This window comes from Glaciecola sp. HTCC2999 (genome assembly GCF_000155775.1).
In the GTDB taxonomy this organism is placed as follows: Bacteria; Pseudomonadota; Gammaproteobacteria; order Enterobacterales; family Alteromonadaceae; genus Opacimonas.
In genome coordinates this window covers 205,108-225,039 of record NZ_DS989811.1, presented here as the reverse complement: position 1 = coordinate 225,039, position 19,932 = coordinate 205,108, and the positions used below count along the sequence as shown (strand labels likewise).

Sequence of the window (19,932 nt, the reverse complement as noted above, 5' to 3'; positions counted from 1 at the left end):
AATAATGATTATTCGACGATCGCAAGGATGTCGCTTTCGCTTAAGATCAAGACTTCTTCGCCATCAATCTTTTCAGATTTCACGCCATAGCCTTCACTGAAAATTACGGTATCACCAACTTTAACGTCTAATGCTTGCACATCACCGTTATCTAAAACGCGACCATTTCCCACAGCGATGACTTCACCGCGAGTAGATTTTTCAGCCGCAGAACCAGTTAATACAATACCGCCTGCAGACTTACTTTCATGTTCAGCACGCTTGATGATTACACGATCGTGTAAAGGACGAATTGCCATTTTATTTCTCCGATTTCAATTATTTAATGATAATAACAAACCCTAAAGGGCCGGCTTTAATCGCTAAATAAATAATTACTTAGCTATGCTTCGTTATATGGCGTTAAAGAGAAATCTTTCAAGAGAAAAATAAAAAAAAATCTCCGTTTGAAGTGACCCCTTAAACTTGGACACTTTATTAAGCAGCTTTCAAGGCCTGATTTCGGTACTCTACCGGACTCAGTCCTTTTAGTTTTAGCTTAATGCGTTTGTGGTTATAGTAATGGATGTATTCATCAATTGCTTTAATGAGTTCATCCGCATTTTTAAATTTCTGTCTATGATACATTTCTGTTTTTAATACACCAAAGAAGCTTTCAGCGACCGCATTATCCAAGCAGTTACCTTTACGGGACATGCTTTGCGTTAAGTTTTTATCTGCGAGCATTTGCTGTATTCTTTTGTGCCGATATTGCCAACCTTGGTCAGAATGGAACATCGGTTTATCATCCGTTTCCAAAGTGTTTAACGCATCTTTTAACATATCACTTACTAGTGGCAAAGTAGCATTTTTAGCTGTGCGATACGCAATAACTTCTCGATTATACAGGTCGATGACCGGAGATAGATACACTTTCTGGCCGTGAACGTTAAACTCAGTAACGTCTGTAACCCACTTTTGATTGAGTTGAGTTGCTTCAAAATCACGGTTCATTAGCTCTTGTTTGGATTGTCCTGCGTCGTGACGATAGGAATTATAACGTTTCGGTCGCACAGTAGACTTCAATCCAAGTTGCTGCATTAAACGCTGCACCGTTTTATGGTTGATATAGTGGCCATGTTGTCTCAACGTATACATTATGCGGCGGTATCCGTATCGCCCTTTGTGCTCATGATAAATCGTTTTTATGCATGCTTTGACATCCGCATATTTGTCAGCAGCACTGACTCTAGCAACATGATAGTAGTATACACTGCGTGCCAGACCTAATATCTCTAGCAATAACGGAAGCTTACACCTTGCCTTTAACTCTATCGCGACTAAGACTTTTTCTTGGTTTGAGTGCGTTTTTGTTGAGCTAAGGCTTCTAACTTTTTTAAGACAGCGTTCTCTGTGCGTAGGTACTCGAGTTCTTCACGTAGTTCTTTATCCGTCATCGCTTGAATTGATTTCGTTTGTTTGCCTACCGCTTTATGCTTCACTTTTCGACCTTTTGGTTTGGGATGCAGTCCAGATAACCCATAAGCATCAAAGTCTTGTTGCCAACGATATAAAATACCTGGAGAAGATAATTTAAATGTAGCACTGGTATATCCAAGTGACCAAGCATTTTCATGCATGGCATTAAGAATAGACAGTTTGATACTGGCAGAAGCATCAATCAGTGGTGATATTAAGCCGCTAGGACCATGTATAGAATAAATCTGTGCCCAGTAACGTATTTGGCCTGAGGAAACATTGTACTCTTTGGCCAGAGAATACGATGAGTCGCCGTTTAGTGCGCATCGAGCCAACATAACTTTAAATGCTGGTTGATATTTTGATTTGTACATAAAAAACCCCCGAAGGTTTTGTCTAGCTTTCGGGGGTCACTTCATTTAGAGATTTTTTTCCACTGGTAATCCATTTTGTTTATATAAGATGCCATCTTTCATCACTAGATCGACACGCTGTAGGAGATTAATGTAGCGTAATACATCACCTTTGACTGCGATAATATCAGCTAACTTACCTTGTGAAATGGTGCCCGTTTTATCAGCTACGCCCATCATAACTGCGGGCCAATAAGTCGCACCACGAATAGCATACATGGGGTCAAAACCAAACTCATCGACCCATACGGCCAACTCATTCCAGGTACTTTGACAATGAAATTTTGTCGGAATACCACTATCAGTGCCAACAAGTAATACCACACCAGCATTTTTAAGCTGTTTTACCTTACGACCGAGTGTTGGCGCACGCAGTGGCGTCAACTGCATATATTCGAGCTGTCCAGGATGAGTTAACGAGGCTTTTATATCCGCAATGGTGTCGCTTTTAAGCCCTCGATGCCAACATGTATTGTCTAGCTTCTCAGGATTGGCGACAGTATTTTCATAGTTATATAACCCTTCCACAGTCGGCGTCCAATATAAAGGCCCTCCCGCTATACGCCCTTTAGCGGTGCGCTCTTTAAGCATCTCCATAATGTCTGCTGGGTACTCAGGTGCCGTCGTAAGACCCGTATGTTCAAAGTTATCAATGCCTATTTCTAGTCCGCGACGAATTTCATCCGGTTTATGTGAATGCCCCACTACTTTTAAACCATGTTTATGGGCTTCATCCACTACCGCCTGAGCGACGTCTAATGACATAATATCGTGATCAATCAGCTTAATCACATCGACGCCTGCTTCAGCCAAATAGGTCACTTTTTCTTGTGCTTCGGCAACATTCGCTACCCCCCAGCGATAATTTTCGGTACCGGGATAAGGTGCGTGTTGAATAAATGGGCCTGAAATATACAATCGTGGCCCCGGAATCTCACCATCACTAATACGTTGTTTCACCGATAAAGACGCTTCTAAGGGAGCACCAAGATCGCGAGTACTCGTAATACCGGCTAAAAGTAATTGCACCGCACTGGCTGGCATAATTTCATCAGCCAGTCGGTCTTTATAAGTAGGGTGCCAATGAGAGTAATTCGCATGTCCATTGAGCATTAAATGTGCATGAGCCTCCCACAAACCGGGCAGCACATCCATTCCTTCAGTGGAAATCACTTGATAAATATCTGGTACAGGTAATGTATCTACCGTCCCTACCGCTTCGATAACATTATCTTTAACTAAAATGACGCTGTTTGCGATGGGATGATGACCAAAGCCATCAATTAAACGCCCACCCACTAATGCTTTATATTCAGCGGCAAAAGATAACATTGAAGACGAGAATAAGGCGGTGAAAACCGTGAGGGTCAGCACTTTTTTAGCTCGAGGCAATAAGTGTGTAAATATCATCATAAGACTCATTTTAGTGATTATTTTCGATAATTTACACGTTAAACAAAGCCTTGAAAGAATGCAATCATTAACATCTTTTTTACATCACTAAATGATTAACGCTTATCTTCTAACGATGTATCTGCAGCTGTAGATTGATTAGATGAGGCTGTTTTGTCTTGATACTCGCCATCAATGATATCATCGTCTTGCCCAAAGGCACTTTGATTTGAGTCACCATGGCCAAAACCACCAGCACCAAATCCACCAGCACCCATATTGCCAGACATATGGATTTTACCATTGAGCGCTGTAAACAACACTTCACCTATACGGTTTCGGGTAAATGGAAGCGTCAGTAATAAGCCAAAAATATCGGTGATAAACCCTGGAGTGACTAACAATACACCTGCTACTAATAAAAGTAGACCTGAACCAAGTTCTTTAGCCGGCAGCTCTCCTTTTTGCATTTTTAATTGTGCTTGGGCTAAGGTAGCAACTCCCTCTCGCTTCACTAAAATCGCTCCCAACATAGCAGATAAAATCACGAGTAATACGGTATTCCAGCCGCCAATAATTTCACCTACATTAATTAACACTGCTATCTCAGCAATGGGCATAACCACGAACAATATAAATAATTTACCCAAGTACTTATCCTTTATTATGGGGGAATAAAACAATCGATAAAATTAAGTATCGTTTAATTCACAGATGTTAAAGTATGTTATCGTAATTCAATGAAAGCAAATATGATAGACAAGGTAAGCTTTTGTCAGACTTTTTTCGTATAACTTTCGACTTTTTATTTTTAACTGGAAGATCACTTATCCATGATGTCACATTCTAATACCGTTTCCTCAACCCGTCTTTTAGCCATCATGCTGATGGTCATGCTGACATTGGTATCTAATATCAGCTTGGCACAAACTAAAAGTTTATCTTCTATATTTGATGACGAACCTCAATTCCTCAAGGTCGAAGATGCATTTATTATGGATTTTACCCAACAAGATGACGAACTTGTGGTGAATTGGACTATCGCTGATGGGTATTATCTGTATCAAAAGCAATTTAAAACAGTAACCAAAAATGCGACCATTGGTCAGCCGAAATACAGCCCAGCACCCAGTCAAATCGAAGATGAGTTTTTTGGGATATCGAATGTATTTTTTAATCAAGTCGATGTTACCTATCCTATCATTGAGTCCGTCAACGATGGTGTGGTAAAAATTCGTTTCCAAGGCTGTGCCGAAGCTGGCTTATGTTATCCGCCAACGACCAAAATAGTGTACCTTTCTGAAGTCCTGGCTGATGATAATTTAGGCACCAACACTCCTATTCCTAGCACCTTATCTGATAACACGATTAACACAGACTCGAATAAAACGGCGCCAGTCACGTCAAATCCTTCTGAACAATATCGCTTGCTCGATATTTTATTAGAGGACGGTAATCTGAGTTATAAACTCGCGCTATTTTTACTGGTGGGTATTGCGCTTGCATTTACACCATGTGTATTTCCTATGTATCCAATCTTATCTGGATTAGTCATCGGCCAAGGCAATAATATTAGCATGTCACGCGCCTTTATAATGTCGTTTGTATTTGTTCAAGGGATGGCTATCACCTATTCAATTTTAGGATTAATTGTTGCGTCTGCCGGTGTGCAATTTCAAGCAGCGCTTCAATCTCCACTGTTACTTAGCATTTTTATCATACTATTTATAGTTCTGGCGATTGCACTATTTGGTGGTTTTGAAATCCAATTACCCTCTGCATGGCAAGCTAAACTAAATGGTATTGCCAATCAACAAAAGAGCGGCAATCTCGTTGGTGTCTTTATCATGGGTGTTATCTCCGGATTGGTCGCATCACCATGCACTACAGCGCCACTGACTGGTATCTTATTATTTATCGCTCAAAGCGGAGATATGTTGTTAGGGTTCTCAGCCTTATATGCCCTGAGCCTCGGCATGGGGATCCCATTGATTTTATTTGGCATGACTGGAGGTAAACTACTACCTAAAGCAGGTAATTGGATGAACGTAGTCAAAGTGACATTTGGCTTTATGATGCTCACTGTCGCTATTTTATTTGTAGAACGTATCATCATTCACCCTTATACCGACTTATTATGGGCAGGTGTCGGTTTTGCTTTATTTATTTACTACTTCACGTTGAATCAAGCTACGACAACATCAATTGGTAAAGGGATCAGAAATGCCTTCATCATCGGTGGAATGCTAATTTCATTTGCTTATGCTCATCAAACACTGCAACAAGCGACTCCAAATACTCACACAAATAATCAAACCCCATCAGAACAATCAGAACAAACTGTAAGCGGTCATCCTGAGTTTATCGTTGTTAAAGATTTAGGCGATTTAGCTGCGAAAATTGAGCGTGCTAATATGGACAACAAAACGGTGATGGTCGACTTGTATGCCGATTGGTGTGTTGCTTGTAAGGAATTTGAAAAGTATGTGTTCCCTGATCCCGACGTCATCGATGCGTTAAGTAATACGGTGTGGATGCAGGTTGATATGACGGATAACACCCCTACTAATCTAGCATTCCAAGAGACCTTTGATGTAACTGGTCTACCCACCATCTTATTTTTTGACACCTCAGGTAATGAATTAACACAATCAAGAATAACAGGTATGTTACCAGCAAAAGAATTTGCCAATCATGTGAATGACATATTTGCTGTTGAATAAATAAAACAATTAAATGGGTTATTTTCAATTCGTTGACTAAACTAACGTTAAATGTAAACGATAACTATATAACAGTCAGTTATTATAATTTAAGGCCAATAATGTTAGGGATAATTTTTACCAACCTAGTCGAGATGATCGAAACTACCATTTCTTACGAAATGGCAGATGAAATACTAGAAGAAGCAAATCTATCTTCTGATGGCATTTTTACTTCTGTAGGTCATTATCCTTTAGAAGATGTCGTCGAAATAGTCACACTCCTGTCTCAAAAGACAGAGATACCACCTGATGACTTAATTTTTGCATTTGGTAAATATTTATTTGTGAAATTAATAGAGGGACATAAGCATATTGTTAGACCAGACGCTGATTTGTTTGATTTGTTGGCAGAGCTGGATTCAAACATTCATGTTGAAGTACTGAAACTCTATCCTAATGCAACGTTGCCTACTTTTACTGTAGTAAAACGTGAAAAAGAGATGATTGACATGATTTATCAATCTCCTCGTCAATTAGAAACATTGGCGTCGGGCTTGATTCATGGTGGGGCAGAATATTTCAAAACCGAAGTCACTGTAAACATGAATGTTCTTGAAACATCACCATATAGAGTCCAATTAACGGTTAAAAAAACTTAAACGTCGGGAAAATAGAACTAAACATATCTTTTTCACCTGATAAGACCAGTAATTTACTGATAATTCGTGAAATATCACTATAATCATTATAATCTTGCACGTTCAACACAAGATATAAGGATTATCGTGAATATTCTCATCCTAAACGGCCCAAATTTAAATCTATTGGGGAAACGTGAACCGGATATATACGGTGCACAAACTCTCCAAGATTTGATGACTGATTGTTCGGCATATGCAGAACAACTCAATCACAGTGTTACCCATTTTCAATCGAATGCAGAGCATGAAATTGTCAATGCTATACATGACGCGATGAATACGATTGATTTCATCGTGATTAATCCTGGCGCCTTTACCCATACCAGCATCGCCCTTCGTGATGCTCTGCTGGGTGTCAATATTCCATTTATTGAGATCCATATTTCCAACGTGCATGCTCGCGAAACATTTCGCCAGCACTCATATTTGTCCGACATCGCTTCCGGAGTGATCGTCGGCTGTGGCACTCACGGCTACAAACTAGCTATTGAAAGTGCCGCTCAGCAATTTAACCACCAACAGAAGAACGGATAATATTATGGACATCAGAAAAATAAAAAAACTTATCGAATTGGTTGAAGAATCAGGTATCGCAGAGTTAGAAATTACAGAAGGTGAAGAATCAGTTCGCATTCACCGCGGTGGAGTAGCACCTGTTGCGCCTGTATATGCACCAGCGCCAGTAGCAGCTCCCGCTGCGCCAACAGCCCCTGCGGCAGCGCCAGTAGCAGAAGCCGCGCCAGCAGAGCCAACCGGCCACACCGTAAAATCACCGATGGTAGGTAGTTTCTACCGAGCTTCATCACCTGAAGCAAAACCGTTTGTAGAGGTAGGTTCAAAAGTCAATGTTGGTGATACCTTATGTATCATTGAAGCGATGAAAATGATGAACCAAATCGAATCGGATAAAGCCGGTGTTGTAAAAGCCATTTTAGTCAATAATCAAGATGCTATTGAATTTGACCAACCATTATTTGTGATCGAATAATATAGGATCTTTAGCATGTTAGATAAAGTCTTAATTGCCAACCGCGGAGAGATCGCACTGCGTATTCTTCGCGCGTGTAAAGAACTCGGTATCAAAACGGTTGCGGTTCATTCCACTGCAGATGCCAAGTTAAAACACGTTTTATTAGCCGATGAGTCTATCTGTATCGGTAATGCCCCAGCTCAAGAAAGTTACCTTAATATCCCGCGCATTATTGCCGCAGCAGAGGTGACTAACTCAGTTGCGATCCATCCTGGATACGGTTTCTTGGCCGAAAGTGCAGAATTTGCTGAAGCAGTCGAGAAAAGTGGATTCATTTTCATTGGTCCAAAAGCTGAAACCATCAATTTAATGGGCGACAAAGTCTCTGCAATTTCTTCGATGAAAGCAGCAGGTGTGCCTTGTGTTCCTGGTTCTGATGGTCCTTTAACCGACGATGCTGAGCGCAACAAATCCATCGCTAAACGCATTGGCTATCCAATCATCGTTAAAGCCGCTGGCGGCGGTGGTGGTCGAGGTATGCGTGTCGTACGCAGTGAAGCTGAATTAAATGAAGCGATCGCGATGACCAAATCAGAAGCGGGTGCGGCCTTTAATAACGATGTGGTTTACATGGAAAAATTCCTTGAAAACCCACGTCACGTTGAGATCCAAGTCCTTGCTGATGGCCAAGGTGGAGCGATTCATCTAGGTGAGCGTGATTGTTCAATGCAGCGTCGTCACCAGAAAGTGGTTGAAGAAGCCCCTGCACCTGGTGTATCTGACCAAATGCGCGAAAAAATTGGTGAACGTTGTCGTAAAGCGTGTATCGAAATTGGTTACCGCGGCGCAGGTACATTTGAGTTCTTGTACGAAAATGGCGAGTTCTATTTCATCGAAATGAATACCCGTATTCAAGTAGAGCATCCGGTATCTGAAATGGTAACAGGTGTGGATTTGATTAAAGAGCAACTTCGCGTTGCTGCCGGTCAACCATTATCTCTCGACCAATCACAAATCAAAATCCAAGGCCATGCGATTGAATGTCGTATTAATGCTGAAGATCCTGAAACCTTTATGCCAAGCCCAGGTTTAATTAACATGTTCCATGCGCCAGGTGGCCTTGGGATCCGTTGGGAATCGCATATATATTCAGGTTACTCAGTACCGCCGTTTTATGACTCAATGATTGGTAAGCTGATCACATACGGCGAGACGCGAGATGAAGCCATTGCTCGTATGCGTCATGCTCTCGATGAGCTTGTAGTAGACGGGATTAAAACTAACGTTCCACTGCAAAAATCTATCATGGCAGATGAAAATTTCTCTGCAGGTGGTACCAATATCCACTACTTAGAGAAGAAACTCGGTTTAATCTAGTTTCACATCACTCTTTGCAAATGATTGACAGACAAGCACATATCCATGTGCTTGTTCTGTTTTTGTCAATATGTTATTACCTTGCATTATTACCTCTCCTTTCACTTTCATTTTACATTGGCCACAAATTCCTTTTTGACATAAATGCGGTAATCTTATCTTTTGATTAAGAGCTGCTTGTAGAATTGTTTCATTAGCCCCCACGCTGAATGCTTGTCCTTGATAAGTCGCTGTAATTGTTTCTGACTTGATAGGGTTTCGATTTACATTACTATGACTCGTTTCTTGGTCGAATATTTGCTCTGGTAACGCTACGTTAGCGCCTAATGTATTCAATTTTTTCCTGTATTTTTCTTCTAAAACTTCAGGTAGATGACGATCATATTGGTGCCATTGCAAACGTGGATCCACATGATGGACAACGTGTGAGTTTTGTCCCAATGTTAGCCACTTTGCTCCAATAAAATCATAGTGATTAGTCCCTGTATGAGGGTCTTGATCGTGATGTGGGTGATGCACAATATGATCAAACACATAACCTAACACAATACTGGCAATGAAAGCTGGTAGTACTGCATAAAGCATGAACTCCGGTATCCATCCTAATCGGTACACTGTACCTATCGCAAATGACCATAAACAAAAATACACAGCGGATGACATAATGCTAGTAATGCTCACTTCTTCTTTCATTATTTGCTGGAGAAATTGAATAAGGTAGTGAACATTTATAACTGCACACTTTGCAATGGCCGTAGTGGGATGATTGGCACGGGCAAAATAATCAGGATCTTTGTCCGGGTGATTTAAAAACGCATGATGCTGCAAATGTAGAGTTTTAAATACTGAACTGGGGATCAAGATAAATGGAATAGATGCAACCCAGCCGATGCTATCATTGAGCCATTGGCGTTTGGGATCACCTGCAAATAAGTTATTATGCACAGACTCATGTACTACAGTAAATGCCACATAGACTAAGCAAGTACTTACTATAATATTTATCACCGGGTGGGCTAAATCAAACATCACACTGGCGAGTAACGCGCAATAACCGACTAACCCCGCAGCAAATAAAGTCAGCGTAATATAGTCATATCTGAGCCATCGTTCAGGTAACACCACTTGAGTCATCTGCTGTGCTGTATCACTAAACTTGATATTGATCGGTAGTTTCATATTAAACTCTATCGGTATTATCGTTGTATCGATACAACGAAATTAAGCCATACTATGAAATTAATAGTAGAGTGTATTGAAATTGAAATTTGATTTATCACGACAGATATTTGTCTAATGACGACAAATAATTGACTTATCACGACTTAGGTATATGCTTTTACTTATGAAGCATTTTATATCGAATCATTTCTTACGCCATTACGCACGACTAACCCGTGATCACCAGCTTGATCCTTATGTATTACTTCATGATATAGGTATCTCGCGCAAAGTCTTAGACCAAGAGTATTCGGTATTGCCGCTAGAACAATTTGTCAGGCTCCTAGCACTCACTAGGGCTGAGCCAAAGGGTAAAAGTATCGTGCTATTATTAGCGCAACAACAAGACATGTCTGTCTTTGGCCCGCTGATCCCTAAACTTCAAGAATGTCATAATATTCAAGCATTATTGATAGTCCTACAGCTTTATATCCAAAGTATCATTCCAGGGCTAACCATCCATCAACAGCAACACCTTGATAATTTCATGGTGAGCTTCACACATGAAGAACACCAAGTGATAAATAATGTAGCATTTTGTGAATATGCGCTGTCGTTTTCATTTCATTTGCTACAACAACTTATACCCATCCCATTACAATTTCGCAGTGTATTTTTCCCTACAGCTGAGCCAGCTCATAGCTTTGTAAGCCATTATCAACAATTATTTCATTGCCCGATTGCATTTAATCAACGTCAACTAGCGTTATGTTTCCACCCTGATATTTTGACATTACCCGTGCAGAACATTACGCAGCCGTTAATTGATAGACTTTCAAGTCAACCAACGAAAATAGAAGATATAGTAAGGCAAATAGAAGAATTGATTTCTCTGGGACTCAGTAGCGGTAATGTTAGTATTGAAGCGATTAGCCAAGGGATCGGGTTACATCCACGCAAGCTTCAACGGTTATTGCGAAGTGAAAGTCTAAATTTTTCACAGATTCTCAATCGTGTTCGAAGACAACACGCTCAGCAATACCTCACTCAAACTCAATTTGATATATCCAGTATCGCCTATATGGTGGGATATCAAAATTTAGCGACGTTTAGCCGCGAGTGTCAAAAATGGTTTGGTATGAGTCCGAGCAATGTGCGCCACACGACCACTAACGACTTATCTAAGTAATAAATATGCCGCTAGCGGTGACTCCTCTTGAGAGTAACTATATTTAAGCTGTTAAAATTGATACCGAGCAAACAAACCGATATTACGCCCTGCGCCTGGCAGTTTTGCCCCCACCGGAATAGAAGCTTCACGCACTCGATTGATACCTGCTAGATGGTCCGCATACTGCTTATCAAAGAGGTTTTCAGCTAATAGCGTAAAAGAGAGTTGCTCATTGAGATCATATTCAATACTCGTATTCAGCAAGCCATACCCACTTGTGGGCGTTTCATTTTGTCCTTCAGCCACCTTATTTTGCGCAGCTACCGCACGAAGGTTGACTTGCCATTGCCATTTGTCAAACCCATAGACCACGCGCACACTCCCCGTAAGCGGAGCCAATCGGTATAAATCTTGCTCCATGGATTGATTTAGAGAATCAGATGATGTGTATTTCCCTCGCACATATTCAATAGTGCTATGCAATGCCCAATGATTGGTCAATTGTATGGCCATATGTGTATCGAAGCCGGCTAGGGTCGCATCAGTATTATTCCACTGTAACGGATTAGGGATCCCATTCATCATGGCGATATTATTCGCTGATATATTAGTAGAAGGCATACCTACGATATAATCATCAATCTGAGAGTAAAAAACTCGGCTAACAAAAGACCAATCCACATCCGACATTGTCAGTCCAACATCTAGTTTATAGGCTGTTTCTTTATCTAATTCTAAGTTGCCAATATAATTGCGTCCATCAGCTAACCCCGCAGATACACCTAATGGGAACCAAGTAAATAATTCACTATACGTGGGCGCTCGCTCTTTGACCCCTGCCGAAAGATGTACTGTCATATTTTTATCGAGAGGAATATTAACCTTTGTTACAACATCTATTAATGAAAAATCTAAGTCGCGCTCTGCGTTATTAAAGTTGGATTGCAAGGCTTTAACATTGGGGTTCATCATCGCCATATTAGTTGAAACAGCTTGAGTCTTTTGGTTCACTTGAGACAATCGAACGCCCGCTTCCCAGTCCCAAGTGGCTAAGTTTTGACTATATTGGATATAGGCAGAAATTCGATCACGCTCAATATCATTAAAATTATTAATAAAAAACTGAGAGTTATTTGGATTTGAAATAAAAGACGAGTGATCGCGTTGAAATACCTCAGCGCCAATCTCAAACTCCTTATTAGCGACTTCATACATTGCTTTACTCTCAATACCAAGTGCATTACTAGTCACCGCATTTAGTCTAAACATGGTAGGCATGGGGGCAGTTCGAAGCGTGAAATTATTCATATCATGCTCATTATGATTCCCAAACATTTGTGTTTGAACCAGCCATTGGTCATTGTATTGATATTGATGTGATAATCGGTACCACAATGCATCAACAAAAAGTATATCCATCGCTAACGCTGGTGTACCTGATGCATTTGTATCACGTTTGCCTAAGGTAATATCAAAGCGATGTTGAGCATGCTGGAGACCAGCTTTGAGTTTTATTGCTGCACGCTCATAAAAGGTGGAAGGTACTATATCCCCATCTCCAGAGACATAATTTTCAGCTTTCTGGACATCCGCGCTGACACTGATATAACGGTTATTAGCAGAGCTAAACAACAGTGCGCTGATGGCACGATTATCATTATGTGAGACCTGTCCAGTAAGACCCCCTTGTGTTTGCCAAGTGTCTTGAGAATTCATGGCAAATTGATATTCATCTACTTCTAAAGCGCCAGCGATGGTTTCAGCCCCTACAGAAACTGGCGCAATACCTTGATGCAAGGTGACTTGTTGATAGAGCGTGCCCATCACATGAGATAAGGGACTATCCATTGCATTGGGGCCAGCCCCAGCAATTTCTGCTCCATCGATATTAATCCGCATACGATCACCAAATAAGCCTCGATATTGTAGGACACCGGAGATCGCACCATTTCCATTAATATGCAGACCTGGCAATGTTTGTAATTGCCCCCGCATATCTGGGGTACTAGACTGACTCAAGTCGATCTCGGCGGTAATGAGCAGGCTATTGTGATGGCCAACTACCTCAATAGCTTCAATAGTTTCAGCTTCAACACCAAAGGCTGATAAACTGTTAAATAAGCATGTGGTCGCGGCACAAGCAGCCACGATAAACGTGTTACGATAATTCATAGTGATGAGTTCCACACCAGCCTTCAAGCTGGGTTAGTAATTAACAAAAGGGATTATGTTGAATAACTAACGAAGGATCGGTGGTGCTCGGGTACTTGGTAAAGCATAGGCAAGTTGAGTAAGAGGTAAGCCGTCCAGTAGCTGCCAAACCAATTGGATGACATAATTTGGTGTTGGTACAGAAAGGTTAGCGAGGGCTAAACTAAATGGTTTATGATCATTAGCTACCGCTTCTGGGCAAGCAAATAATAACTGTGTCTCATCGATATCAGAGGGAGGCATGACTTCGATAATTTCACCAAAATCAAAATAGCGTTCAGCGGCAATCCATTTAGTTTGACTGCCTGTACATATGACTAAGACGTCTTGTTGGCTTTGAGCATTAAGCGACTGCAAGCTATGGCCAGGCAAAGCACTGGCAACTATGGCCTGAAGAAAAAATATGCCGCAACACAGCTTAATGAAAAATGACTGACTGATATTGATAACCATAGTCTCAAAGTAAGGAATTAAGCAAAGATAACAGAGATGGCCGTTACTTGTCACCCTGTTAACTTTAAAATTTTCACATATTGCTTAACGTCTTATGTTGCGTGGCGATATCTATGCCGATGCGCCAGCTACATTCGCTTCTGGTACTTCTTGTTTAATAATGGACATCTTTATTTCCTAGTAATAATAATACCTAATGTATTACGAGAATAACTTTTATAGGATTTAGTGTAATTTAATCTATGACATAACAGATCGTTCTCTAGTGGCTTAATAATCTGGACAATCAAGATGGTTAAATAATGCTTGTGTGGTAAAAGATATATGACAATAATAGACAAATATTGGCGACTGTTTATCACTGTATTACGTTAATAAGACCATAAAATAATAACTACGCGAAGGAGTGATTATTATTAATAATGCCACTGTTCAAGACATGATAGATGCTATCGATAAACCTGCGATATTCATTAATACTCAATATACTATTTTGGCCGTAAATCAGGCATACCGCGCTACTTATGAAAGTGAAGTGATCGTCAATCGTAGTAAATGTTTTGAAATTTCGCACAATCACGCTAGTCCTTGTGATCAACATGGTGAGGACTGTCCAATTAAAGCGTGTATAGACTCGAAAAAATCAAGTAATGTCATGCATATACATAATACCGATTTGGGTAAAACGTATTGTGATATTTTAATGAAACCGGTCAAAGATAATGATGGCATGGTGATCGGGTTTTTAGAAATATTAGACAAAATTAATTATGCTTCAGCTGAACCTCAGCAAAATAAAATGATAGGCCATTCTCTTCCTTTCAAACACATGTTAACTAAAATTAATCGGGCAGCACAGGCAGATATCTCTGTCCTATTGCATGGTGAAACAGGTACAGGTAAAGAGTTAGTCGCTAGAGCACTTCATGATTCCAGTCCACGAGCAGATAAACCGTTTGTCGTCATTGAATGCACTGGGTTGAATGAAAACCTCTTTGAATCTGAATTATTTGGCCACGAGAAAGGTGCATTTACCGGGGCTACTCATGCTAAAAAAGGCTTAATCGATATTGCCAATGGGGGCACCGTCTTTTTTGATGAAATTGCAGATGTTGCGTTAAGTATGCAAGTCAAATTATTAAGGTTAATCGAAACTCAATCTTATCGAAGCGTTGGCGGGTTGAAGCAGCGTAAAGCTAATTTCAGACTGATTTGTGCTAGTCACAAAAATCTATTGTCCTTAGTCGAACAGGGATTGTTTAGGAGAGACTTATATTATCGAATTGCTGGCTTTCCCATTAATCTGCCGAGTTTACGGGAGCGCTCTACCGATATACCGGATTTATGCCAATACTTTCTCAAATTCAATAAAAATGGAAATAAAAGGTTTTCCGATGAGGCAATAACCTATTTATGTCAGTACCCTTTTCCGGGAAATATTAGAGAACTTAAAAATACCGTAGAACATGCTGCTTTATTAGCTAACGAGGATGTGATTGAATTCGATGACTTACCTGAACACATTTTAGAGGCTGATAACCGAACCGATAACTCGTTTAATAAGCAATGGAATGAACATCAATACAACGCAATATCTACAGACTCAGATGTCATCCCGACCCTTGAGGAAGTCGAAGCCGAATATCTAGAAGCACTGTCCAAGAAAGGCGGTTTTACAATTGATGATTTAGCCTCAAAACTACACCTGAGCAGTCGAACGCTATACAGAAAGTTACACAAGTATGGCATTAAATTAGATTAGATTAACTAAGAGACTATCATTAAGAGAGAGCATAGCCACTATTTAGAAACACTTAGTGGCTATGCACTGGACGACTTCACTGTTACCTGTGTGATATGTCCCCTCATTGAGAATTCGCGTTAGCTCTACATTCATATTAACCTGCATTCCTTCCAGTTCATCCGATAGTATATCACTAGACATAAACATATCTTTTGCTGAAGCAGGGGGGCCACCCACACCATCCGTCAAGAGTTGTCTTTCAGTGTAGGCCTCTAAAATAAAGATACCATTTTCCTTCAACGCCGCTTTTACATTCGCATGTACAAGCTTTCGAATAGGCGATGGCAGATGAGCAAAAATAGATACGATACCGTCATATCGATTTACCCCAAAATCAAATTCACTCAAATTTGCCACGATTGTTTCTATGTGAAGACCTTTACTTTCAGCCAGTCTTTTTGCTTTTTGTAAGCCCACATGTGACATATCAACTGCTGTTACGCAATATCCTTGTTCCGCTAAAAATACAGCATTTCGACCCTCACCTTCAGCTAAGCAAAGTACATGACCTCCTGCTGGTATTTTAGCAAACTGCGCCAGCAAGAAATCATTAGGCTCGGTGCCATAAACAAACGCATCAGTATTGTACCTATCATTCCACATGTGATATCTCTCAGTGAATCATACTTACTGTAAAAAGCGTAAATTCTCACTTTTTTTACCGATAAAGAATCCTATCAACATCATGATGACAAAGACAAGGATACCGCTGTTCAACGATGAAATATTAGTCATTGCAGGACCTGGGCAAATTCCACTTACTCCCCAACCAATACCAAAAAGAGCAGCCCCGATGATCAATTTTTTATCAATTACCTGATTACTGGGTATATCACAAGGTGTCGAGAAAAATGTGGTCTTACGTTTATTTACAACACCGTAATAAATGGGTAAATACACCATCAAACCACCCCCCATAACAAAGGCTAATGTAGGATCCCAATTACCAAATATATCCAAAAATGCCAACACTCGTTGAGGATCTACCATTGTCGAGATCGTTAGTCCTGCTCCAAATAGCAGGCCGGTAACCAAACCAATTAAAATCTGTTTCATTGTCTATCCTTACACTAAATGATTCAGTACTGTCACAGTACCAAAAGCGGTTAACATAAAAGTAAGCGTCGCAGCGATCGAACGTTTAGAGAGTCTTCCGATACCACAAATACCATGACCACTAGTGCACCCTGAACCAATTTTAGTGCCAATGCCGACTAATAAACCACCTATACCTAACGTTAGCAGAGGGGCTTCAATATTAGAGGGAAGAGAAAACCCAAACATCTGGGTAATAAGTGGTGCGCATATTAAACCAATAACAAATGACCAGCGCCATCCTTTGTCCGTTGAACCAGGCCTTAGTGATTCAAAAACAATACCAGAAATACCAGCGATTTTACCCAATGTCAGCATCAGTAAAATTGAGGCCGATCCTATCAAAGCACCACCCAATAATGCTTGTAAATATATCTCGTTCATTAATTCAACCTTCTTTATTTTTTCTTAATAAAAACAAAAAAAGACTCTACTATATCCAAAAAGTAGAGTCATAATTTAACAGGGTTCAGCTAAGGTAATTATACCGATTCAGGTTTCTTCGGTTTAGCTAACCACTCTTTGCCCTTTAACATCGCTTTCCAATATAGTGGTGGCAATAACTTTTCTTTCAAATACCACGCTAATCGGGAAGGCTTTGTGCCATTAATTAGCCATGAAGGGAAACTACTGAGGATCTTCCCACCATAACCAAATTCAGCTAACACAATTTTGCCACGCTCAACGGTTAAAGGACAACTACCATATCCGTTATATATAGCTCTATCTATATTCATACCTCTGTCATGCAGTAGGTTTGCCGCGACAACGGGTGCTTGCATTCGTGCTGCAGCCGCTGTTTTCGCATTAGGCGCATTAGTCGCGTCACCTAAACTATAAATATTGCTAAACTTTTTATGACGTAAAGTAGATTGGTCTACATCAACCCAACCAGCGTCATCGGCCAGTGGACTTACCTTGATAAAATCAGGCGGCGATTGGGGAGGTACGACATGTAGCATGTCGAACTCTTTTTCAATGATCTCTTCTTTATCACCAGAAACAGCTTTAAATTTGGCTATTTTTTTATCGCCATCTACCGCAATTAAATTGTGAGTAAAGTGTATATTAATATTATATTTTTCAATATATTTCATTAATGCTGGGACATAGTCTTTAACGCCGAATAACACTGCTCCTGCGTTGAAAAAATCAATATTAATGTTCTTTAACACGCCGCTCTTCGTCCAGTGGTCACTAGAAAGGTACATCGCTTTTTGCGGCGCACCAGCACATTTGATAGGCATTGGCGGTTGCGTGAATATGGCTTTCCCCCCTTTTAACGATTGAACTAACTCCCACGTATACGGTGCTAAATCAAAACGATAATTGGAAGTTACCCCATTACGACCCAAGGTCTCACTTAATCCCTCAATTTTATCCCAATCAAGTTTTATGCCTGGGCAAACCACTAACTGTTCGTACTTAACGTGTCGACAACCATCTAATAACAATATGTTTTGTTCTGGCATAAATGCCGCGACAGCAGCTTTAATCCAAGACACATTTTTAGGTATGATGGAAGACGTTGTTCTAACGGTTTCATCCGCTGAAAACACACCGCCACCGACTAATGTCCAACCTGGTTGATAATAGTGAACATCGGCAGGATCAATAATGGCTATATCTAAGTTAGGATCACGTTGCTTTAAACTAGATGCGACTGCCACACCAGCGGCACCAGCGCCAACAACAACAACGGTGTGTTCAAAATCAATATTTGAAGAAGGGTTTTTCCCGCCATTGACTAAGCGATTAACCACGCCACTTAAGTCATAACCAGCACTTTTTGAATGCGCTAAAACACTTTCATGCCCGAGTGCTCCAGCACTAGACAACGCCCATAACGTGATCGAGCGAGTACCAGAACGGCAATATGCTAGAACAGGAGTAGCGAGATCTTTCAAAGACTCGCCAAATTCAACACCGTCTTCATCGGTAACTTTACCCGTCGTTACAGGAAGGTAAACACATTCCATACCTAGCTTTTCAGCTTCTAGTTTAATTTCCGAAAAACCTGGCTGATCAGCTCCTTCTCCATCCGGACGGTTACACACTATACTTTTAAAGCCTAGTTCATGTATCGCTTTTACATCGCTCGGAGCGATTTGTGGAGAAACTGAAATATCGTTAGTAACATGTTTAATTTCCATAATAACACCTATAAAACGTTGACTGGAATTTTAATAAATTGCTGACCTTGGTCAGAAGGAGCCCCAAACTGGCCATTTCGCATATTTGCTTGCAAAGCAGGTAATAATAACTTTGGTACCGCAAGACTATTATCACGAGCTTCTCGTTTGGATACGAATTCTTCAAGCTCAGTTTCTGTTTGGATCTGCCTATTGTGCTGTCTTGATTCACCAATTGTAGTGGCAGCCATTGGTTCATCACCTGGTTTGGGATAATCATGACCTAGGTAGACAATTGTCTCATCAGCAAGCGTATAAAAGCGCTTAACGGTATCAAATAACTGTTTAGCACTGCCACCAGGGAAATCACATCTTGCTGTTCCAAGATGAGGAGCAAAAATAGTATCACCTACAAATATTGAATTTTCAATTAAATAACTCGCACATGCAGGTGTATGTCCTGGTGTGTGCCACACGGTCACCGGTAAATTACCAATATTGAAGGTATCGCCTTCATCAAATAGCACATCGTATTGAGAGCCATCTTGTGGCGTATCTGCTGCGACTTCAAATTTTGGCACCCAGTATTCAAGGACATGCTTTATTCCTGACCCCATGGCAATTTTACCACCTAATTGCTCTTGTAAATAATGTGCAGCAGTAATGTGATCGGCATGAACATGGGTCTCTAAGATCCATTCAGTTTCAAGTTGATTCTCTTTTACAAACGTAATAATTTTATCGGCATTGGCATAAGAAACTGTTGCTGAAAACTGATCATAATCTAAAACAGAATCGATGATCCCACACTTTTTTGTAGATTCATCCACAACAACATAGGTAAATGTAGCGGTAGAGTTGTCGTGAAAAATGTTAACTTGCATAGCTT

The 19,932-nt window shown here is 40.5% G+C and carries 19 protein-coding genes and 1 pseudogene; 7 read left to right on the top strand and 13 right to left on the bottom strand.

Annotated elements, in window-relative coordinates:
• Positions 1-8 precede the first annotated feature (8 nt).
• The 5 genes and pseudogenes from G2999_RS05025 to G2999_RS11890 form a co-directional block, all read right to left on the bottom strand.
• Entirely contained in the window at positions 9-299 is a 291-nt protein-coding gene (locus G2999_RS05025) for a co-chaperone GroES (protein ID WP_010179358.1), read from the bottom strand.
• A gap of 178 nt (positions 300-477) precedes the next feature.
• Positions 478-1,326: pseudogene (locus G2999_RS13820) on the bottom strand (IS3 family transposase); the annotation flags it as partial.
• The gene (locus G2999_RS13815) at positions 1,320-1,832 is read right to left on the bottom strand and encodes a helix-turn-helix domain-containing protein (protein WP_010179355.1); all 513 of its coding nucleotides are present in this window, start codon (positions 1,830-1,832) and stop codon (positions 1,320-1,322) included. The gene G2999_RS13815 and the pseudogene G2999_RS13820, both read right to left, overlap by 7 nt.
• A gap of 45 nt (positions 1,833-1,877) precedes the next feature.
• Positions 1,878-3,284, bottom strand: a complete 1,407-nt coding sequence (locus G2999_RS05010; protein WP_232222420.1) for an amidohydrolase family protein — start codon at positions 3,282-3,284, stop codon at positions 1,878-1,880.
• A 95-nt stretch (positions 3,285-3,379) separates the two neighbouring features.
• The gene (locus G2999_RS11890; RefSeq protein ID WP_010179351.1) at positions 3,380-3,913 is read right to left on the bottom strand and encodes an FxsA family protein; all 534 of its coding nucleotides are present in this window, start codon (positions 3,911-3,913) and stop codon (positions 3,380-3,382) included.
• A gap of 183 nt (positions 3,914-4,096) precedes the next feature.
• On the opposite strand from G2999_RS11890, the gene G2999_RS05000 reads away from it, so the two are divergent.
• The 5 genes from G2999_RS05000 to accC all read left to right on the top strand — a co-directional run bounded on the left by G2999_RS05000 (position 4,097) and on the right by accC (position 9,016).
• Positions 4,097-5,986 (top strand): protein-disulfide reductase DsbD, encoded by a 1,890-nt coding sequence (locus G2999_RS05000; protein ID WP_010179349.1) that lies wholly within the window; start codon positions 4,097-4,099, stop codon positions 5,984-5,986.
• Positions 5,987-6,087: 101 nt separating this feature from the next.
• Positions 6,088-6,627, top strand: coding sequence for a heme NO-binding domain-containing protein (locus G2999_RS04995; protein ID WP_010179347.1), 540 nt, complete (start codon positions 6,088-6,090; stop codon positions 6,625-6,627).
• A 126-nt stretch (positions 6,628-6,753) separates the two neighbouring features.
• Positions 6,754-7,203, top strand: a complete 450-nt coding sequence (gene aroQ, locus G2999_RS04985; protein WP_010179346.1) for a type II 3-dehydroquinate dehydratase — start codon at positions 6,754-6,756, stop codon at positions 7,201-7,203.
• A gap of 4 nt (positions 7,204-7,207) precedes the next feature.
• Positions 7,208-7,657, top strand: coding sequence for an acetyl-CoA carboxylase biotin carboxyl carrier protein (gene accB, locus G2999_RS04980; RefSeq protein WP_010179344.1), 450 nt, complete (start codon positions 7,208-7,210; stop codon positions 7,655-7,657).
• A 15-nt stretch (positions 7,658-7,672) separates the two neighbouring features.
• Positions 7,673-9,016 carry an acetyl-CoA carboxylase biotin carboxylase subunit gene (gene accC / locus G2999_RS04975; RefSeq protein ID WP_010179342.1) on the top strand — a complete coding sequence of 448 codons (1,344 nt, stop codon included), beginning with the start codon at positions 7,673-7,675 and terminating at the stop codon, positions 9,014-9,016.
• On the opposite strand, the gene G2999_RS04970 is transcribed toward accC, so the two are convergent.
• Positions 9,008-10,195, bottom strand: coding sequence for a fatty acid desaturase (locus G2999_RS04970; protein WP_010179340.1), 1,188 nt, complete (start codon positions 10,193-10,195; stop codon positions 9,008-9,010). The genes accC and G2999_RS04970 overlap by 9 nt on opposite strands.
• Positions 10,196-10,361: 166 nt before the next feature.
• Between G2999_RS04970 and G2999_RS04965 the strand changes: the two genes are divergently transcribed.
• On the top strand, positions 10,362-11,366 hold the full coding sequence (locus G2999_RS04965) for an AraC family transcriptional regulator (protein WP_010179338.1): 1,005 nt from the start codon (positions 10,362-10,364) through the stop codon (positions 11,364-11,366).
• 51 nt (positions 11,367-11,417) lie between these two features.
• On the opposite strand, the gene G2999_RS11885 is transcribed toward G2999_RS04965, so the two are convergent.
• Positions 11,418-13,520 (bottom strand): TonB-dependent receptor, encoded by a 2,103-nt coding sequence (locus tag G2999_RS11885; RefSeq protein ID WP_010179336.1) that lies wholly within the window; start codon positions 13,518-13,520, stop codon positions 11,418-11,420.
• Positions 13,521-13,586: 66 nt separating this feature from the next.
• On the bottom strand, positions 13,587-13,916 hold the full coding sequence (locus G2999_RS04955; protein WP_156780217.1) for a hypothetical protein: 330 nt from the start codon (positions 13,914-13,916) through the stop codon (positions 13,587-13,589).
• Positions 13,917-14,451: 535 nt separating this feature from the next.
• Between G2999_RS04955 and G2999_RS04950 the strand changes: the two genes are divergently transcribed.
• Positions 14,452-15,774, top strand: a complete 1,323-nt coding sequence (locus G2999_RS04950; protein WP_029257396.1) for a sigma-54-dependent Fis family transcriptional regulator — start codon at positions 14,452-14,454, stop codon at positions 15,772-15,774.
• Positions 15,775-15,816: 42 nt separating this feature from the next.
• Here the strand turns inward: G2999_RS04950 and G2999_RS04945 are convergent, their stop codons facing one another.
• The 5 genes from G2999_RS04945 to G2999_RS04925 all read right to left on the bottom strand — a co-directional run bounded on the left by G2999_RS04945 (position 15,817) and on the right by G2999_RS04925 (position 19,927).
• Positions 15,817-16,419, bottom strand: a complete 603-nt coding sequence (locus G2999_RS04945; RefSeq protein ID WP_010179330.1) for a bifunctional 2-polyprenyl-6-hydroxyphenol methylase/3-demethylubiquinol 3-O-methyltransferase UbiG — start codon at positions 16,417-16,419, stop codon at positions 15,817-15,819.
• A 24-nt stretch (positions 16,420-16,443) separates the two neighbouring features.
• Positions 16,444-16,872, bottom strand: coding sequence for a YeeE/YedE family protein (locus G2999_RS04940; RefSeq protein ID WP_010179328.1), 429 nt, complete (start codon positions 16,870-16,872; stop codon positions 16,444-16,446).
• Positions 16,873-16,881: 9 nt separating this feature from the next.
• Entirely contained in the window at positions 16,882-17,295 is a 414-nt protein-coding gene (locus G2999_RS04935) for a YeeE/YedE family protein (RefSeq protein WP_010179326.1), read from the bottom strand.
• A gap of 98 nt (positions 17,296-17,393) precedes the next feature.
• Positions 17,394-19,064, bottom strand: a complete 1,671-nt coding sequence (locus G2999_RS04930; RefSeq protein ID WP_010179324.1) for a bifunctional protein tyrosine phosphatase family protein/NAD(P)/FAD-dependent oxidoreductase — start codon at positions 19,062-19,064, stop codon at positions 17,394-17,396.
• A gap of 8 nt (positions 19,065-19,072) precedes the next feature.
• Positions 19,073-19,927 carry an MBL fold metallo-hydrolase gene (locus tag G2999_RS04925; RefSeq protein ID WP_010179322.1) on the bottom strand — a complete coding sequence of 285 codons (855 nt, stop codon included), beginning with the start codon at positions 19,925-19,927 and terminating at the stop codon, positions 19,073-19,075.
• Positions 19,928-19,932 lie beyond the last annotated feature (5 nt).

What these genes read in the sequence shown, in the direction of transcription:
- G2999_RS05025 (WP_010179358.1), bottom strand. Translation starts at nt 299, where the DNA reads ATGGCAATTCGTCCTTTACACGATCGTGTAATCATCAAGCGTGCTGAA.
- G2999_RS13815 (WP_010179355.1), bottom strand. Translation starts at nt 1,832, where the DNA reads ATGTACAAATCAAAATATCAACCAGCATTTAAAGTTATGTTGGCTCGA.
- G2999_RS05010 (WP_232222420.1), bottom strand. Translation starts at nt 3,284, where the DNA reads ATGATGATATTTACACACTTATTGCCTCGAGCTAAAAAAGTGCTGACC.
- G2999_RS05000 (WP_010179349.1), top strand. Translation starts at nt 4,097, where the DNA reads ATGATGTCACATTCTAATACCGTTTCCTCAACCCGTCTTTTAGCCATC.
- G2999_RS04995 (WP_010179347.1), top strand. Translation starts at nt 6,088, where the DNA reads ATGTTAGGGATAATTTTTACCAACCTAGTCGAGATGATCGAAACTACC.
- accB (WP_010179344.1), top strand. Translation starts at nt 7,208, where the DNA reads ATGGACATCAGAAAAATAAAAAAACTTATCGAATTGGTTGAAGAATCA.
- accC (WP_010179342.1), top strand. Translation starts at nt 7,673, where the DNA reads ATGTTAGATAAAGTCTTAATTGCCAACCGCGGAGAGATCGCACTGCGT.
- G2999_RS04970 (WP_010179340.1), bottom strand. Translation starts at nt 10,195, where the DNA reads ATGAAACTACCGATCAATATCAAGTTTAGTGATACAGCACAGCAGATG.
- G2999_RS04965 (WP_010179338.1), top strand. Translation starts at nt 10,362, where the DNA reads ATGAAGCATTTTATATCGAATCATTTCTTACGCCATTACGCACGACTA.
- G2999_RS11885 (WP_010179336.1), bottom strand. Translation starts at nt 13,520, where the DNA reads ATGAATTATCGTAACACGTTTATCGTGGCTGCTTGTGCCGCGACCACA.
- G2999_RS04950 (WP_029257396.1), top strand. Translation starts at nt 14,452, where the DNA reads ATGATAGATGCTATCGATAAACCTGCGATATTCATTAATACTCAATAT.
- G2999_RS04945 (WP_010179330.1), bottom strand. Translation starts at nt 16,419, where the DNA reads ATGTGGAATGATAGGTACAATACTGATGCGTTTGTTTATGGCACCGAG.
- G2999_RS04940 (WP_010179328.1), bottom strand. Translation starts at nt 16,872, where the DNA reads ATGAAACAGATTTTAATTGGTTTGGTTACCGGCCTGCTATTTGGAGCA.
- G2999_RS04935 (WP_010179326.1), bottom strand. Translation starts at nt 17,295, where the DNA reads ATGAACGAGATATATTTACAAGCATTATTGGGTGGTGCTTTGATAGGA.
- G2999_RS04930 (WP_010179324.1), bottom strand. Translation starts at nt 19,064, where the DNA reads ATGGAAATTAAACATGTTACTAACGATATTTCAGTTTCTCCACAAATC.
- G2999_RS04925 (WP_010179322.1), bottom strand. Translation starts at nt 19,927, where the DNA reads ATGCAAGTTAACATTTTTCACGACAACTCTACCGCTACATTTACCTAT.